The organism is Haemophilus influenzae (genome assembly GCF_019703545.1).
In the GTDB taxonomy this organism is placed as follows: Bacteria; Pseudomonadota; Gammaproteobacteria; order Enterobacterales; family Pasteurellaceae; genus Haemophilus; species Haemophilus influenzae_E.
This window is the reverse complement of the sequence record NZ_AP018771.1, coordinates 90,785-106,023: the sequence shown is the minus strand read 5'-3', so window position 1 is coordinate 106,023 and position 15,239 is coordinate 90,785. Positions and strand designations below refer to the sequence as shown.

Here is a 15,239-nt window from a genome sequence, read left to right as displayed (position 1 = left end):
ATAAATAGTTGTTTTATCCAACTTTTTTGAGCATAACCTGCATAAGTGCGGTATTTTTTATTCTGTTAATTATATAAATAATCCACTTATGTTAGTCTTTATTTAAAGACTATTTTTCAGTAAACTTAGCGAATTTTGTTGAATTATTAAAATTATCACTTCAAATCTAGGAATTTATTGTGGCACATCGAGATTTTGCTGCGCGTCGTAGCTCAAATAATAAGAAAAAAAATAAGAAAAAGAATACAAATGTCTTGATTTTTCTTGCTTTATTTATTGTTCTAGTTTTTGTTGTTGGACTTTATTTGTTGAAAAATCAGAACAGTAAGGTAAGCGTGCAGCAAGCTATAACACAACAGGAAAAAGCTCAACCTAAAAGTGTGTTACCTAATCGTCCAGAGGAAGTGTGGAGTTATATTAAAGCCTTAGAAACGCGTACTGTACCTGTAGATAATAATCCAGCGAGTGTAGAACAAAATATGCGTTTAACAGAAGAACAACGTCAAGTTTTAATTCAAATAGAAAGAGATCAAAAAGCGGCTGATGAAGCTAGAAAACTGGCTGAGCAACAGAGAATAGAAGATGCAACGAGAACTCAATCCAAAAAAACGGAAGATATGAAAAATACAGAGGCAGAAATCGTAAAATTGGAATCAATTAAAAAGCAAGACTCACAGAAAATTGAAAGCGCAAAAAAAGTAGAACAAATAAAAACGGTTAATAATGTACGGGATAGCAAGAAATTTGGTTTACAATGCGGTGCTTTCAAAAATCAAGCGCAAGCTGAAAATTTGCAAGGTCGTTTACAGATGACAGGATTAAATGCTCAAATACAAACTAACGGCGAATGGAACCGTGTTCGTGTAGCAAGTTTTGATACTCGAGAGCTTGCAGTACAGGCGCAAAGTAGAGCTAAAACTGTTACCGATTGTGTTGTGATTGGTATGTAATATATATTTATTTTAATGCTGAGTACCAAAAGGTGGTTTTGCAAACCAAATCACAATAAGCAATCCTAAGAATCCCATAGCTGATAACCAAAATATTTCATTTGCGCCAATAATAAATCCTTGCGATGTTATTTGTTGAGCAAGGTAAGCTGAAGTTTGCGTATCACTTAAACCAAATTGATTCATTTGATGGTAAAAACTTTGGGAAATTGGGTTATAAGGATTAATGTGTTCTGTTAATTGAGTGTGGTGAACAGCTTCACGGTTATACCACATAAATGTGGTCAAAGATGTTCCTACAGAACCCGCTAAAGTTCTCAAGAAGTTAAATAAGCTAGAGGCTGAAGCCATTTTATGCGCAGGCAAGCCAGACAGCGTTATTGTAGTAAGTGGCATAAAGAAACAGGACACCGCTAAACCTTGCACTAATTGTGGTAAAGCTACATCAACAAATGTCATTGATGGCTCGAAGGTTACCGCTCGCCAATAAAATGTTATTGCATATACAATAAAGCTTATCGTCACTAAAATTCGCATATCGATCTTATAACCGAAACGCCCAATAATCGGTGAAAGCAAAATTGGGAATAATCCAACTGGGGAAGCCGCAAGCCCTGCCCACGTCGCGGTGTAATGGAAGACTTGTTGTAGCAAGAGCGGAATTAATACCACAGAACCTAGATAAATCAAAAAGGCTAAACTAGTACATAAACACCCTACGCTAAAATTACGAGAATGGAAAAGCGAAATATCCACTACAGGATTGTCATCTGTCAATTCCCAGATAATCAAGGCAATCAGACAAACGACAGCAACAACGGCTAATATAATGATTTCATTAGAATTAAACCAATCTTGCTCACGACCCTGATCAAGCATTAATTGCAAACATCCCACGCCTAAGACAAGTAAAACTAAACCGACTTTATCAATAGGTTGATGAACAATTTCACTTTCTCGGCTACCCAAAATCTTCCAGCTGATTAGCACAACTAACAAACCGATCGGAACATTGATAAAAAAGATCCATCCCCAATGGATATTATCGCTAATCCATCCGCCTAAAATTGGGCCAAAAATAGGTGCAACCACAATAGTCATTGACCAAAATGCCAATGCCATTCCGCGTTTTTCTGGTGGATAATTATTTAATAATAAACTTTGAGAAAGAGGGATCACTGGGCCTGCGACAGCACCTTGAATGACTCGGTAAATAATTAATGCTTCAAGACTATCCGCAATCCCACAGAGCCAAGAAGAGACAACAAATAAAAAAGTTGAGACTAAAAATAACCGCACTTCGCCAAAACGTTTTGCTAACCAACCCGTTATTGGAATAGAAATCGCATTTGCCACACCAAAAGAAGTAATTACCCACGTACCTTGACTAAAAGATGCGCCAAGATCGCCTGCAATAGTAGGAATCGCCACATTTGCAATCGTAGAATCTAATACCTGCATAAAGGTGGCGAGCGATAAAGCCAGCGTTAATAAAATCAGCGCGCCACCTTGAATAGGTGGGAATTTTTTTGCAGAATTGTCCATAGCACCGCCTTAATGGCTGTTTTGCTGAATGATAGATTCAATTAAATCTTCTACCGCACTTTCATCATATTTAAGTGTATCAGTAGCAAATAAAGTTTTCGGTTCTGCTTTTTCTCGTAACATTGCACCTGATGAATCTGAAATTCTTACTTTTGCCGTTGCAGAAAGACCAATTCTCAATGGCATTTCGGCAAATTGTTGTGGATCTAATTTAATTCGCACAGGTACACGTTGCACCACTTTAATCCAGTTACCAGTGGCATTTTGTGAAGGCAAAAGAGAAAACGCATTGCCAGTCCCCATTTCAATACCATTTATCACGCCATCAAATTCTTTATTTTTACCGTATAAATCAAAATGGATTTTTACTGGCTGACCAATGCGCATATTCGTTAATTGGGTTTCTTTGAAGTTAGCTTCTAGCCACATTTGTTCATTAGATACCACCGCCATTAACGCGCCACCCACTGAAACGGCTTGCCCAACTTGAACATTACGACGCGCCACATAGCCATCAATTGGACTTCTAATTTTTGTACGTTGTAAATTCAACCAAGCCTGTTTGAGTGAACTCATTGCATTTTGTATTTGCGGTTGTTCACGTAATGGAACGTTACTCAATAAAGCCTGATTAGCAGCCAATTGATTTTTAGAGGCATTTAAATTTGCTTTGGCAAGCTCGACAGCTTCTTTTGCGTGTTGGAAAGATTCTTTATCAATCGCACCCATTTTTTCAAGTTGAACTCGGCGAGCCAAATTGCCTTGAGCTTGAGCTAAAGAAATTTCATTGGCGTGCACAGCTGATTGCAATTGTTGCACAGTGAAACCGAGTTGTTCTACCTGACGTACAGCATTGGCGAGATTGCTTTTGGCCTGTTCGAAACTAAGTTTCGCATTCGTATCATCCAATTCAACTAGAATATCACCTGCATGGACTTTATCCATATTGTCAGCATTAATCTTCGCTACATTACCTGCAACTTGTGATGACACCATCACTTGATTACCGCCCACATAAGCATCTTCTGTTTCTTCAAAATCCTTCAAGAAGAAAAACCAATACAAAGCACAAGCAATACCAATAATAAGCAAGATAAAAATAAAAATGCTTAAATTTTTTTTACGATTAGTTTTCTTTGATACAGATTTATTTGATGGAGTTTCAATTGCAGTTTTCGTCATAATGTCTTCCCTGATTTGGGATAATGTTTAAAAATGGGATATTTAAAACTATCAAAAATAAAATGAAAGGTCATTATGAAACTTTAAAAAGGGGAACTCAAGGGGAAATTATCATCTCTTTGTTTTTGCTAGATTAATGAATGTTCTAGAAGTATTGTTTCATTTATTTGATTTATTTTCGGGTAAGAATTAAAAATCGGCAATCATAGCGATTTTGTTCATCTGCCTTACGATATTCATCAAATTCAATTTCCCACTCCTCCCAATTCAATTGAGGGAAAAAAGTATCGCCATCTAGTTCTGTTTGAATTTGAGTAAGGTATAACTTATCTGCTTTGGGTAAATATTGTTTGAATAACTCTCCCCCACCAATCAACATAATTTCATCAAAATCTCTGACAAAATTGACCGCACTTTCAAAGCTATCTTTCCATATCACACCTTCGTGTTCAAAAAGCTGGCGAGAAAGTACGATATTGGTACGTTTAGGTAGTGGACGACCAATACTTTCAAAGGTTTTACGCCCCATAATGACAGGTTTACCAGTGGTGTTCTGACGAAACCAAGCTAAATCTGCAGGCAAGTGCCAAGGCATTTGGTTATCTTTACCAATCACATTATTTAATGTTGTCGCCACAATTAAACTAAATGTCATAAATCCCCCTAAAATTTGCCGTTACTATACCTGATATTAAGTGATTTTTCATTGATTTAGTGATAACGTTAATGCCAATTTTAAGAACTTGGAAAGGACTATGAACAAAAAAACAATCGTTGTGAAATTCGGTACAAGCACGCTAACTCAGGGTTCGCCAAAACTGAATTCGCCACATATGATGGAAATCGTTCGTCAAATTGCACAATTGCATAATGATGGATTTCGTATAGTGATCGTGACTTCTGGTGCGATTGCAGCGGGTCGCCATTATTTAAATCATCCTCAATTACCACCCACTATCGCCTCAAAGCAACTGCTTGCAGCGGTTGGTCAGAGCCAATTAATTCAGGCTTGGGAAAAATTATTTGCTATTTATGATATCCATATCGGGCAACTTTTATTAACCCGTGCAGATATTGAAGATCGCGAACGTTTTTTAAATGCGCGAGATACTTTACACGCACTTTTAGATAACCACATTATTCCTGTGATTAATGAAAATGACGCGGTGGCGACTGCGGAAATTAAAGTAGGTGACAATGACAATTTATCGGCATTAGTCGCTATTCTTGTTCAAGCGGAACAACTTTATTTATTGACTGATCAACAAGGTTTATTCGATAGTGATCCGCGTAAAAATCCTGAAGCAAAATTAATTCCAGTTGTAGAACAAATCACGGATCATATTCGCTCAATCGCAGGAGGAAGTGGTACAAATCTTGGCACTGGAGGAATGATGACTAAAATCATTGCAGCCGACGTTGCCACTCGCTCTGGAATTGAAACCATTATTGCACCGGGTAATCGTCCAAATGTGATCGCTGATCTTGCTTATGAACAAAATATTGGCACAAAATTTATTGCACATCAATCTGATCGATTAGAAAGCCGCAAACAATGGCTTTTCGCCGCGCCATCGGCAGGCATCATCACTGTTGATGAAGGGGCCCAAAACGCTATTCTTGAACAAAATAAATCCTTATTACCCGCTGGCATTATTAACGTGGAAGGGCGTTTCTCGCGTGGTGAAGTAGTCAAAATACGCACTCAATCGGGTAAAGACATTGCACTAGGTATGCCACGCTATAACAGCGATGCCCTACAATTAATTAAGAGTAGAAAATCAGCAGACATTGAAAATGTTTTAGGCTATGAATACGGTGCAGTAGCAATGCATCGTGATGATATGATTATTTTGTCATAATGCCCTTTGGTTGATAAAAGCACTGATTTATGAAACAATCTTGAGCTATTTTTATAGGAAAAATGTAAGGTAAAACGATAGTGATCGATTTTGATGGCTACCGTCCAAATGTGGGTATTGTGATTTGTAATCGCAAAGGGCAAGTGCTTTGGGCGAAGCGTTGTGGGCAAAATTCGTGGCAGTTTCCGCAAGGTGGCATTAATGATAATGAAAGTGCCGAGCAAGCGATGTATCGCGAACTACACGAGGAAGTTGGTTTACAACCTAAAGATGTGCGTTTGTTATATGTTTCTAAACATTGGTTGCGTTATAAATTGCCAAGGCGTTTATTGCGTTATGATAGCAAGCCGATGTGTATTGGGCAGAAACAACGCTGGTTTTTGCTACAGCTTGTTGGCGATGAAAAAAATATCAATATGAAAACGACCAAATCGCCAGAATTTGATGGGTGGCGTTGGGTAAGTTTTTGGTATCCTGTTCGTCAAGTTGTGTCTTTTAAGCGAGATGTTTATCGAAAGGTAATGAAAGAGTTTGCTTCGGTATTATTTACGGATAATCCACCAATATTTTCCGCATCTCGTGAAGCAAATTCACAGTCTTATTCGGCAAATAAAAAATATTCTCAGACAAAATACACAAAACGCCATTTTTACAAATCAAAAGGTCAATAATGTTCACTTTTATTCTTCTTTGTTTGTTTGTTGGTGCATTAGCGGGTTTTCTTGCAGGATTATTTGGTATCGGCGGAGGGTTAGTAATTGTGCCAACGTTAGTGTATTTACTGCCTATTGTAGATGTACCAGAATCTTTGTTGATGTCTACCGCACTTGGAACATCATTTGCTACCATTGTGATTACTGGCATTGGATCGGCACAACGTCATCATAAATTAGGTAACATAGTCTGGCAGGCAGTTCGCATTTTAGCTCCGGTTATTATGCTTTCTGTTTTTGTTTGTGGTTTATTCATTGGAAGACTTGATCGTGAAATTTCTGCCAAAATTTTTGCTTGCTTAGTGGTATATTTAGCCACAAAAATGGTACTTTCGATTAAAAAAGATCAAGTTACAACAAAACCACTTACCCCTCTTTCTTCCGTAATTGGCGGTATTTTGATTGGTATGGCATCTAGTGCTGCGGGAATTGGCGGTGGTGGATTTATTGTACCGTTTTTAACTGCTCGTGGCATTAATATCAAACAAGCCATCGGTTCTTCTGCATTTTGTGGGATGTTATTGGGCATATCAGGGATGTTTAGTTTTATAGTGAGTGGTTGGGGAAATCCATTAATGCCTGAATATTCGCTCGGTTATATTTATCTTCCCGCAGTGTTAGGCATTACTGCCACTTCATTTTTTACTTCCAAATTAGGCGCAAGTGCAACCTCTAAATTGCCTGTTTCAACCTTAAAAAAAGGTTTCGCCCTTTTCTTAATTGTGGTTGCGATCAATATGTTTCTGAAATAAGGAAAATTATGAATTCAAATTATTTACTTCTTCCCCACTTTGATCCGAGTATTTTTACGCTTGGCGATAGTAATATCGGCTTACGTTGGTATGGTTTGATGTACCTTTTAGGTTTTGTTTTTGCACGTTGGCTTGCGGTTCGCCGTGCTAATCGTCCAAATAGCGGTTGGACAGTAGATCAGGTCGATAGCTTACTTTTCAATGGTTTTATGGGGGTGTTTATTGGCGGACGTGTTGGCGATGTATTTTTCTATAATCTTGATCATTTCTTACAAGAACCACTTTATTTATTCCGCGTTTGGGAAGGGGGAATGTCGTTCCACGGTGGCTTAATTGGTGTAATTGTTGCTATGATTTGGACATCCTATTCACAAAAACGTAATTTTTGGCAAACGGCTGACTTTGTTGCGCCTTTGATTCCGTTTGGTTTAGGTTTAGGCAGAATTGGTAATTTCATTAATCTTGAACTATGGGGACGCGAAACGAATGTGCCTTGGGCAATGATTTTCCCGAATGATCCTCTTTTACTGCCTCGTCATCCATCACAACTTTATGAAGCCTTTTTAGAAGGCCTGGTGTTGTTTACGATTCTGAATATTTTTATTAAAAAACCACGTCCAATGGGCTCTGTTGCAGGTTTATTCTTAATTGGTTATGGCGTCTTCCGTTTTATTGTGGAATATGTGCGTGAACCTGAAGTTGAAAATTTCTTTGGGGTCATTACAAGAGGACAAGCACTTTGTTTACCGATGATTATTGGTGGCGCTTTAATTATGGCTTGGGCTTATTCACGCAAAAGTGCGGTCATAAAATAGGAGATTTTTTATGAAGCAATATCTTGATCTTTGTCGTCGCATTGTTAATGAAGGTGAATGGGTTGCCAATGAGCGTACAGGTAAGCGCTGTCTCACCGTTATTAATGCAGATTTAGAATATGATGTGGCGAATAATCAATTTCCGCTGATAACCACGCGTAAAAGTTATTGGAAAGCGGCCATTGCTGAATTTCTAGGTTATATTCGTGGATATGACAATGCCGCTGATTTCCGCGCACTTGGCACGAAAACTTGGGATGCTAATGCGAATGAAAATGCAGCTTGGCTTGCAAATCCGCATCGTAGAGGCGTTGATGATATGGGGCGTGTATATGGTGTGCAAGGCAGAGCATGGCGTAAACCTAATGGTGAAACCATCGATCAGCTACGCAAAATTGTTAATAACTTAACGAAAGGTATTGATGATAGAGGAGAAATTTTAACTTTTTTTAACCCTGGGGAATTTGATCTTGGTTGTCTTCGTCCTTGTATGCACACGCATACTTTTTCTCTTGTGGGCGATACTTTACATCTTACTAGTTATCAACGTTCCTGTGATGTTCCGCTTGGATTGAATTTCAATCAAATTCAGGTGTTTACCTTCTTAGCGCTTATGGCTCAGATCACGGGCAAAAAAGCCGGCAAGGCATATCATAAAATTGTGAATGCGCATATTTATGAAGATCAGCTTGAGTTAATGCGTGACGTACAACTTAAACGTGAGCCTTTCCCATTGCCAAAATTAGAAATCAATCCAGATATAAAAACGCTTGAAGATTTAGAAACTTGGGTCACGATGGATGATTTTAAAGTCGTTGGCTATCAATCTCATGAGCCGATTAAATATCCTTTTTCCGTCTAATGGATGCAGCAAAAGTGCGGTCAGAATTTGACGAGAAAATGATGCGCTACGCCCTTGAGCTTGCCGATAAAGCGGAAGCGTTAGGTGAGATTCCTGTGGGGGCGGTGCTGGTGGATGATGCTAGAAATATTATCGGAGAAGGTTGGAATCTCTCCATTGTTCAAAGTGATCCTACTGCACATGCTGAAATTATCGCTTTGCGTAATGGCGCGAAAAATATTCAAAATTATCGCCTACTGAATAGCACGCTTTATGTGACATTAGAGCCTTGCACAATGTGCGCAGGGGCAATTTTGCATAGCCGTATTAAACGTCTTGTGTTCGGTGCATCTGATTATAAAACTGGCGCGATTGGATCACGTTTTCATTTTTTTAATGATTACAAGATGAATCATACTTTAGAGATTACATCTGGCGTATTGGCAGAAGAGTGTAGTCAAAAATTGAGTACATTTTTTCAGAAAAGACGCGAGGAGAAAAAAATAGAGAAAGCATTATTAAAAAGTCTGAGTGATAAGTAATTCTTTATTTTTTCTTATATTTGAAACTTAAAATCCAGGATTGATCGTTATCTCAAACCCTGTTACTTGCGGAAATTCTTCTTGAATTAGTGTTAATAATTCAATTTGTTTAAATAGAATCCCCTGTCGAACAATAGCATTAGACACTTCAATAAAAATTAAATGATCTGTTATGTTGCCAATACGAAATTTGCCGTAAAATTCCTGTGGAAAAATGCGGTTAAATTTTTGATTGAGTTCATTGATAGCAAGGCCTTTTTTCATTATTTTGGCAAAGGGCGATTGCTCAAGCACATCCGTAATATTGACTGCTTTTTGATAACGCTCAGCCTTGTTTTCCATAAAGTCTGCCCCCAGTAAATGACATTAGTTTAGATTTCCGTTACAATACACGCAATTTTCATAATAAACAACGAGACGAATGATTTCAGGCACTGTCAAACCGAATTTTTGGTCGCGATTACTTTTAAGTATCATCGCGATTTTTGCTTTGCCTAACGCACAAAGTTTTGAAAATCAAAATAATACGGAAAATTATTCCTCAAGTGTTTCCATTCAACAAGCGTTAGAAACGGTAAAAGTTGCTCGTGAAGTGCAACGACAAGCCATTCCTCAACCTTCAATTTCCCGTCAAACTGAAAAACAACCTAAAATTCAACCGTACTTTTTAGCGGATGTATTGAATCTTAGTGCGCCAATTCGAGCAGGCCCCTTGCTTATTTAATTTTTCTGTTTTTTGTGAAGAATATTGCTATTGAAATAGCGATATTTTAAAAAATTATTGTGCATGAAATAAAGTATTTCATAAGCATTTAACTATTTAACTTATATATTTAAAAAGAGAAATTATGAGCATTTTAACAAGAATTTTTGGTAGTCGTAATGAACGCGTTTTACGTAAATTAAAAAAACAAGTCGTAAAAATTAATAAAATGGAGTCTGCTTTTGAGGCATTAAGTGATGATGAATTAAAAGCAAAAACACAAGAGTTTCGTGATCGTTTAAGTGGTGGCGAAACTTTGCAACAAATTTTACCAGAAGCATTCGCAACGGTACGCGAAGCAAGTAAGCGTGTGCTTGGTATGCGCCATTTTGATGTGCAGCTTATCGGTGGGATGGTATTGACTAACCGCTGTATCGCAGAAATGCGTACTGGTGAAGGTAAAACATTAACGGCGACTTTGCCTTGTTATTTAATCGCACTTGAAGGTAAAGGCGTTCATGTTGTCACGGTGAATGATTATCTTGCTCGTCGAGATGCAGAAACCAACCGTCCGTTATTTGAATTTTTGGGTATGAGCGTAGGCGTCAATATTCCTGGGTTATCGCCAGAAGAAAAACGTGAAGCTTATGCGGCAGATATTACTTATGCAACCAATAGTGAACTTGGTTTTGATTATTTACGTGACAACTTAGCCCACTCAAAAGAAGAGCGTTTCCAACGTACTTTAGGCTATGCGTTGGTGGATGAAGTGGATTCTATCTTAATCGATGAAGCACGTACACCATTGATTATTTCAGGTCAGGCAGAAAAAAGTTCAGAGCTTTATATTGCGGTAAATAAATTGATCCCAAGTTTAATTAAACAAGAAAAAGAAGATACGGAAGAATATCAAGGAGAGGGCGATTTCACTTTAGATTTGAAATCTAAACAAGCACATTTAACCGAACGTGGTCAAGAAAAAGTAGAAGATTGGTTAATTGCACAAGGTTTAATGCCTGAGGGGGACTCTTTGTATTCTCCTAGTCGAATTGTATTGCTTCATCACGTTATGGCTGCATTGCGTGCGCACACATTGTTTGAAAAAGATGTCGATTACATTGTGAAAGACGGTGAAATCGTGATTGTTGATGAACACACTGGTCGTACAATGGCGGGGCGTCGTTGGTCAGATGGTTTGCACCAAGCCATTGAGGCAAAAGAAGGGGTGGATATTAAGAGCGAAAACCAAACTGTTGCGTCAATTTCTTACCAAAACTACTTCCGTTTATATGAACGTCTTGCGGGTATGACGGGGACTGCGGATACCGAAGCATTTGAGTTCCAACAAATTTATGGCTTGGAAACTGTTGTAATTCCAACAAATCGTCCAATGATTCGTGATGATCGCACTGATGTGATGTTTGAAAATGAACAATATAAATTTAATGCGATTATTGAAGACATTAAAGATTGTGTAGAACGCCAGCAACCAGTATTAGTGGGGACGATTTCAGTCGAAAAATCAGAAGAATTATCTAAAGCGTTAGATAAAGCAGGTATAAAACACAATGTGTTGAATGCGAAATTCCACCAACAAGAAGCGGAAATCGTGGCAGAAGCAGGATTTCCTAGCGCAGTGACTATCGCAACGAATATGGCGGGTCGAGGTACCGATATTATTCTTGGCGGTAACTGGAAAGCGCAGGCTGCCAAATTAGAAAATCCAACTCAAGAACAAATTGAAGCCCTTAAAGCAGAGTGGGAGAAAAACCACGAAATTGTAATGAAAGCGGGTGGGTTGCATATTATCGGTACAGAGCGTCACGAATCTCGTCGTATTGATAACCAGTTGCGCGGTCGTTCTGGGCGTCAAGGTGACCCCGGTTCTTCTCGTTTCTATCTTTCTTTAGAAGATGGTTTAATGCGCATTTATTTGAATGAGGGTAAGCGCAATTTAATGCGTAAAGCGTTCACGGTAGCAGGCGAGGCAATGGAGTCGAAAATGTTGGCGAAAGTGATTGCATCTGCTCAAGCAAAAGTTGAGGCGTTCCATTTCGATGGCCGTAAAAACCTACTTGAATATGATGATGTGGCAAATGACCAACGTCACGCGATTTATGAGCAACGCAATTATTTGCTTGATAATGATGATATTTCTGAAACTATCAACGCTATTCGCCACGATGTGTTTAATGGTGTGATTGATCAATATATTCCACCACAATCTTTGGAAGAACAATGGGATATTAAAGGGCTTGAAGAACGTTTATCTCAAGAATTTGGTATGGAATTACCGATTTCTAATTGGTTAGAAGAAGACAATAATCTTCACGAAGAAAGTTTGCGCGAACGCATTGTGGAAATTGCAGAAAAGGAATACAAAGAAAAAGAGGCTTTGGTTGGCGAAGACGCTATGCACCATTTTGAAAAAGGTGTTATGTTGCAAACCTTAGATGAACTTTGGAAAGAACACTTAGCTTCGATGGATTATTTACGCCAAGGTATTCATTTACGTGGCTATGCGCAAAAAGATCCAAAACAAGAATATAAAAAAGAATCTTTCCGCATGTTTACGGAAATGCTAGATTCCTTAAAACACCACGTTATCATGACTTTAACCCGTGTACGTGTGCGTACTCAAGAAGAAATGGAAGAAGCTGAACGTGCTCGTCAGGAGATGGCTACTCGTATCAATCAAAATAATTTACCTGTGGATGAAAATAGTCAGACAACTCAAAATTCAGAGACTGAAGATTATTCAGATCGTCGCATTGGTCGCAACGAACCTTGTCCTTGTGGGTCGGGTAAAAAATATAAGCATTGTCACGGCAGTCGTGTGGCACGCCACTAATGAACAATCAAAGTGCGGTGATTTTTCACCGCACTTTTTTCATACCTCTACATTGGATAGAAAAATGGATAAAAAAATTATACAAGTTGCTGCGGGGATTATTCGTAATGAATTTGGTCAGATCTATTTAACGCAGCGTTTAGAAGGACAGGATTTTGCCCAATCTTTAGAATTTCCCGGTGGAAAAGTAGATGCGGGAGAAACTCCAGAACAGGCTTTAAAACGTGAACTGGAAGAGGAAATAGGTATTGTTGCGTTAAATGCAGAACTTTATGAACGTTTTCAATTTGAATATCCAACAAAAATCATTTCTTTTTTCTTTTATCTGGTAAATGAATGGATTGGCGAACCTTTTGGGCGAGAGGGGCAAGAAGGTTTTTGGGTTGAGCAGCGCGCATTGGATGCAGGACAGTTTCCCCCCGCGAATGCAAAATTAATTCATCGATTACTAAATGAAACTCACAATTTCATATAAAATAAATGTGGTTTAAAGTTATATTAAAAGATTTAGTATGATTTATCACATATAACTTTTTAATATACTCGCCAAAATATTTGTATTTTTTGCATTATTGGAGTCATTATGTCTCAACTTGCCAATCCAGAACTGATGAAAGTCGTTATTTTACTCGCATCTAGCGTAACAATTGTGCCGTTATTTAAAAGACTCGGGTTGGGTAGCGTGCTAGGTTATTTAGTGGCAGGTTGTTTGATTGGCCCATCTGTCTTTGGCATAGTGCAAGATCCAACAGCTGTGGTACATTTAGCGGAATTAGGTGTGGTAATGTTTCTTTTTATTATCGGGCTTGAAATGTATCCTGAACGCCTTTGGGCAATGCGTAAAGCTATTTTTGGCAGAGGTTTGTTACAAGTTGGATTATGTGGTTGCTTACTCACTTTTTCGGGTATTTATTTATTAGGATTAACAAAAGAAGTATCATTTATTGCTGGTATGGGTTTCACGCTTTCCTCTACTGCTATTGTAATGCAATCACTAGAAGAAAGGGGGCTTACTTCTACGTCAAAAGGACAACGCGTAATTTCGACGTTAATTTTTGAAGATATTGCTATTGTACCACTTTTGGCTTCTGTCGCTTTTCTTGCTCCCCATTCGAAAGAATCGACACCACATACTGATTGGGTATCAATTGGTATAGCATTAAGTGCTGTTGTGGGGTTAATTGTGGCTGGAAAATGGTTAATGAACCCACTATTTCGTTTAATTTCTAAAGCACGTATTCGTGAAATGATGACAGCGGGCGCATTATTGGTCGTTTTAGGTGCTGCATTAGCAATGGAAATTGGCGGACTTTCAATGGCAATGGGCGCGTTTGTTGCTGGTGTGATGATGTCTGAATCAGCGTTTCGCCATCAGCTTGAAGCGGATATAGAACCATTTCGCGGCTTATTACTCGGATTATTTTTTATGGGCGTAGGAATGTCCTTAGATTTGCATTTAGTGTTTAATCATTGGATCTTGCTACTTGGAATTGTTTTTCTTTATATACTTGGAAAAGCCAGTGCTGTTTATATTATTGCCCGAATTACCCGTCTTGATCATCGAGAAGCCATAGGACGAATGTCTTTGATGGCACACGGTGGCGAATTTGCTTTCGTTCTTTTTTCAGCCGCAGCAACCGCGGAAGTAATCAGTAATGAAGAAAAAGCGACATTCACTGCTGCAGTGATTATTTCGATGCTTTTTTCGCCTATTATTGCTCAAATTGCTCGCAAACTTATACAGCGTACAGAGCCTAAACATCTTGATCAGCTTGATGAAAATGATCTAGACAGCATCGTGGATTTGGAAGATAACGTTTTAGTTATTGGTTTTGGACGTTTTAGTCAAATTGTCTGCCAAACATTATTGATTCGTGGAATTAGCGTTTCAGTGATTGATCGCAATATCGAAAATATCCGTGCTGCCGCAAAGTTTGGTTTTAAAGTTTATTATGGCGATGGCATTCGATTAGATGTTTTACGAGCCGCAGGAATTGAAAAGGCGAAATGTGTCGTATTAGGTATTAACGATACACAAAGAATTGAACATATTGTCAGTCAAATGAAAGAGGCTTATCCAAATTTACCGATTTTAACCCGAACTTATGACAGAAAAACAACAGTTAGTTTGATTAAGCAGGATGTAGATTTTATTGTGCGTGAAACTTTTGAATCAGCAATTACACTTAGTCGAGCAACATTGATGAAATTAGGTATTGATAAAATTGAAGCGGAAGAAATTATTAAGGAAGTACGAACATTGGATCAAGAACGGTTAAATGAAGAAGTTTTACACGGTTTTTCGAATGAAATAGTAAAAAAATATTGGACACCAAGACCATTTATTAAACCGCATCTTGATACAAAAGCATTAAATAAAGAAACAGAAGAAATTCTAAGTGAGAAAATTGAAGAAGAAATATCAAATGATCATTCATAAAATTATTTTTTATCTTTAGTGATATTTTTTATCTATAAAAATA

Annotated in this window: 15 protein-coding genes; 11 read left to right on the top strand and 4 right to left on the bottom strand. The window is 38.1% G+C overall.

Annotated elements, in window-relative coordinates:
• The first annotated feature begins 179 nt into the window (after window positions 1–179).
• Window positions 180–950: a cell division protein FtsN gene (gene ftsN, locus K6J66_RS00510; protein WP_038440136.1), complete on the top strand. Its 771-nt coding sequence runs from the start codon at window positions 180–182 to the stop codon at window positions 948–950.
• Window positions 951–962: 12 nt separating this feature from the next.
• Here ftsN and K6J66_RS00505 read toward each other — a convergent pair whose 3' ends face one another.
• From K6J66_RS00505 to folA, 3 genes are all read right to left on the bottom strand, one after another.
• Complete coding sequence (locus K6J66_RS00505; RefSeq protein ID WP_038440135.1) at window positions 963–2,495, bottom strand: DHA2 family efflux MFS transporter permease subunit; 1,533 nt, start codon at window positions 2,493–2,495, stop codon at window positions 963–965.
• A 9-nt stretch (window positions 2,496–2,504) separates the two neighbouring features.
• A complete protein-coding gene (locus tag K6J66_RS00500; protein WP_038440134.1) occupies window positions 2,505–3,677 on the bottom strand; it encodes an EmrA/EmrK family multidrug efflux transporter periplasmic adaptor subunit in 1,173 nt (390 codons plus the stop codon).
• Window positions 3,678–3,849: 172 nt separating this feature from the next.
• Window positions 3,850–4,332 carry a type 3 dihydrofolate reductase gene (folA, locus tag K6J66_RS00495; RefSeq protein WP_005648125.1) on the bottom strand — a complete coding sequence of 161 codons (483 nt, stop codon included), beginning with the start codon at window positions 4,330–4,332 and terminating at the stop codon, window positions 3,850–3,852.
• Window positions 4,333–4,432: 100 nt separating this feature from the next.
• Here folA and proB point away from each other — a divergent pair, with 100 nt between their 5' ends.
• The 6 genes from proB to tadA all read left to right on the top strand — a co-directional run bounded on the left by proB (window position 4,433) and on the right by tadA (window position 9,202).
• A complete protein-coding gene (proB, locus tag K6J66_RS00490; RefSeq protein ID WP_038440133.1) occupies window positions 4,433–5,539 on the top strand; it encodes a glutamate 5-kinase in 1,107 nt (368 codons plus the stop codon).
• An 80-nt stretch (window positions 5,540–5,619) separates the two neighbouring features.
• Window positions 5,620–6,210, top strand: coding sequence for an RNA pyrophosphohydrolase (rppH, locus tag K6J66_RS00485; RefSeq protein ID WP_038440132.1), 591 nt, complete (start codon window positions 5,620–5,622; stop codon window positions 6,208–6,210).
• Complete coding sequence (locus K6J66_RS00480) at window positions 6,210–7,004, top strand: sulfite exporter TauE/SafE family protein (protein ID WP_038440131.1); 795 nt, start codon at window positions 6,210–6,212, stop codon at window positions 7,002–7,004. The genes rppH and K6J66_RS00480 overlap by 1 nt, the downstream gene beginning before the upstream one ends.
• A gap of 8 nt (window positions 7,005–7,012) precedes the next feature.
• Complete coding sequence (gene lgt / locus K6J66_RS00475) at window positions 7,013–7,819, top strand: prolipoprotein diacylglyceryl transferase (RefSeq protein WP_038440130.1); 807 nt, start codon at window positions 7,013–7,015, stop codon at window positions 7,817–7,819.
• Between the two features lie 10 nt (window positions 7,820–7,829).
• The gene (locus K6J66_RS00470) at window positions 7,830–8,681 is read left to right on the top strand and encodes a thymidylate synthase (RefSeq protein WP_005655835.1); all 852 of its coding nucleotides are present in this window, start codon (window positions 7,830–7,832) and stop codon (window positions 8,679–8,681) included.
• A complete protein-coding gene (gene tadA / locus K6J66_RS00465) occupies window positions 8,681–9,202 on the top strand; it encodes a tRNA adenosine(34) deaminase TadA (RefSeq protein ID WP_038440129.1) in 522 nt (173 codons plus the stop codon). Before K6J66_RS00470 ends, tadA begins: the two co-directional genes overlap by 1 nt.
• 27 nt (window positions 9,203–9,229) lie before the next feature.
• Here the strand turns inward: tadA and K6J66_RS00460 are convergent, their stop codons facing one another.
• A complete protein-coding gene (locus K6J66_RS00460; RefSeq protein ID WP_038440128.1) occupies window positions 9,230–9,544 on the bottom strand; it encodes a DUF721 domain-containing protein in 315 nt (104 codons plus the stop codon).
• A gap of 79 nt (window positions 9,545–9,623) precedes the next feature.
• Here K6J66_RS00460 and secM point away from each other — a divergent pair, with 79 nt between their 5' ends.
• The 4 genes from secM to K6J66_RS00440 all read left to right on the top strand — a co-directional run bounded on the left by secM (window position 9,624) and on the right by K6J66_RS00440 (window position 15,196).
• Window positions 9,624–9,926 (top strand): secA translation cis-regulator SecM, encoded by a 303-nt coding sequence (gene secM, locus K6J66_RS00455; RefSeq protein WP_038440127.1) that lies wholly within the window; start codon window positions 9,624–9,626, stop codon window positions 9,924–9,926.
• Between the two features lie 124 nt (window positions 9,927–10,050).
• Window positions 10,051–12,756: a preprotein translocase subunit SecA gene (secA, locus tag K6J66_RS00450; RefSeq protein WP_038440126.1), complete on the top strand. Its 2,706-nt coding sequence runs from the start codon at window positions 10,051–10,053 to the stop codon at window positions 12,754–12,756.
• A gap of 64 nt (window positions 12,757–12,820) precedes the next feature.
• Window positions 12,821–13,231 carry an 8-oxo-dGTP diphosphatase MutT gene (gene mutT / locus K6J66_RS00445; protein WP_005648100.1) on the top strand — a complete coding sequence of 137 codons (411 nt, stop codon included), beginning with the start codon at window positions 12,821–12,823 and terminating at the stop codon, window positions 13,229–13,231.
• Between the two features lie 108 nt (window positions 13,232–13,339).
• Complete coding sequence (locus tag K6J66_RS00440; protein ID WP_005659119.1) at window positions 13,340–15,196, top strand: monovalent cation:proton antiporter-2 (CPA2) family protein; 1,857 nt, start codon at window positions 13,340–13,342, stop codon at window positions 15,194–15,196.
• The last annotated feature ends 43 nt before the right edge of the window (window positions 15,197–15,239 follow it).

Excerpts from the sequence above, each read along its gene's own strand:
- secM (WP_038440127.1), top strand. The coding sequence starts at position 9,624 with ATGATTTCAGGCACTGTCAAACCGAATTTTTGGTCGCGATTACTTTTA.
- K6J66_RS00505 (WP_038440135.1), bottom strand. The coding sequence starts at position 2,495 with ATGGACAATTCTGCAAAAAAATTCCCACCTATTCAAGGTGGCGCGCTG.
- lgt (WP_038440130.1), top strand. The coding sequence starts at position 7,013 with ATGAATTCAAATTATTTACTTCTTCCCCACTTTGATCCGAGTATTTTT.
- K6J66_RS00460 (WP_038440128.1), bottom strand. The coding sequence starts at position 9,544 with ATGGAAAACAAGGCTGAGCGTTATCAAAAAGCAGTCAATATTACGGAT.
- folA (WP_005648125.1), bottom strand. The coding sequence starts at position 4,332 with ATGACATTTAGTTTAATTGTGGCGACAACATTAAATAATGTGATTGGT.
- K6J66_RS00500 (WP_038440134.1), bottom strand. The coding sequence starts at position 3,677 with ATGACGAAAACTGCAATTGAAACTCCATCAAATAAATCTGTATCAAAG.
- K6J66_RS00470 (WP_005655835.1), top strand. The coding sequence starts at position 7,830 with ATGAAGCAATATCTTGATCTTTGTCGTCGCATTGTTAATGAAGGTGAA.
- K6J66_RS00440 (WP_005659119.1), top strand. The coding sequence starts at position 13,340 with ATGTCTCAACTTGCCAATCCAGAACTGATGAAAGTCGTTATTTTACTC.
- mutT (WP_005648100.1), top strand. The coding sequence starts at position 12,821 with ATGGATAAAAAAATTATACAAGTTGCTGCGGGGATTATTCGTAATGAA.
- secA (WP_038440126.1), top strand. The coding sequence starts at position 10,051 with ATGAGCATTTTAACAAGAATTTTTGGTAGTCGTAATGAACGCGTTTTA.
- proB (WP_038440133.1), top strand. The coding sequence starts at position 4,433 with ATGAACAAAAAAACAATCGTTGTGAAATTCGGTACAAGCACGCTAACT.
- K6J66_RS00480 (WP_038440131.1), top strand. The coding sequence starts at position 6,210 with ATGTTCACTTTTATTCTTCTTTGTTTGTTTGTTGGTGCATTAGCGGGT.
- tadA (WP_038440129.1), top strand. The coding sequence starts at position 8,681 with ATGGATGCAGCAAAAGTGCGGTCAGAATTTGACGAGAAAATGATGCGC.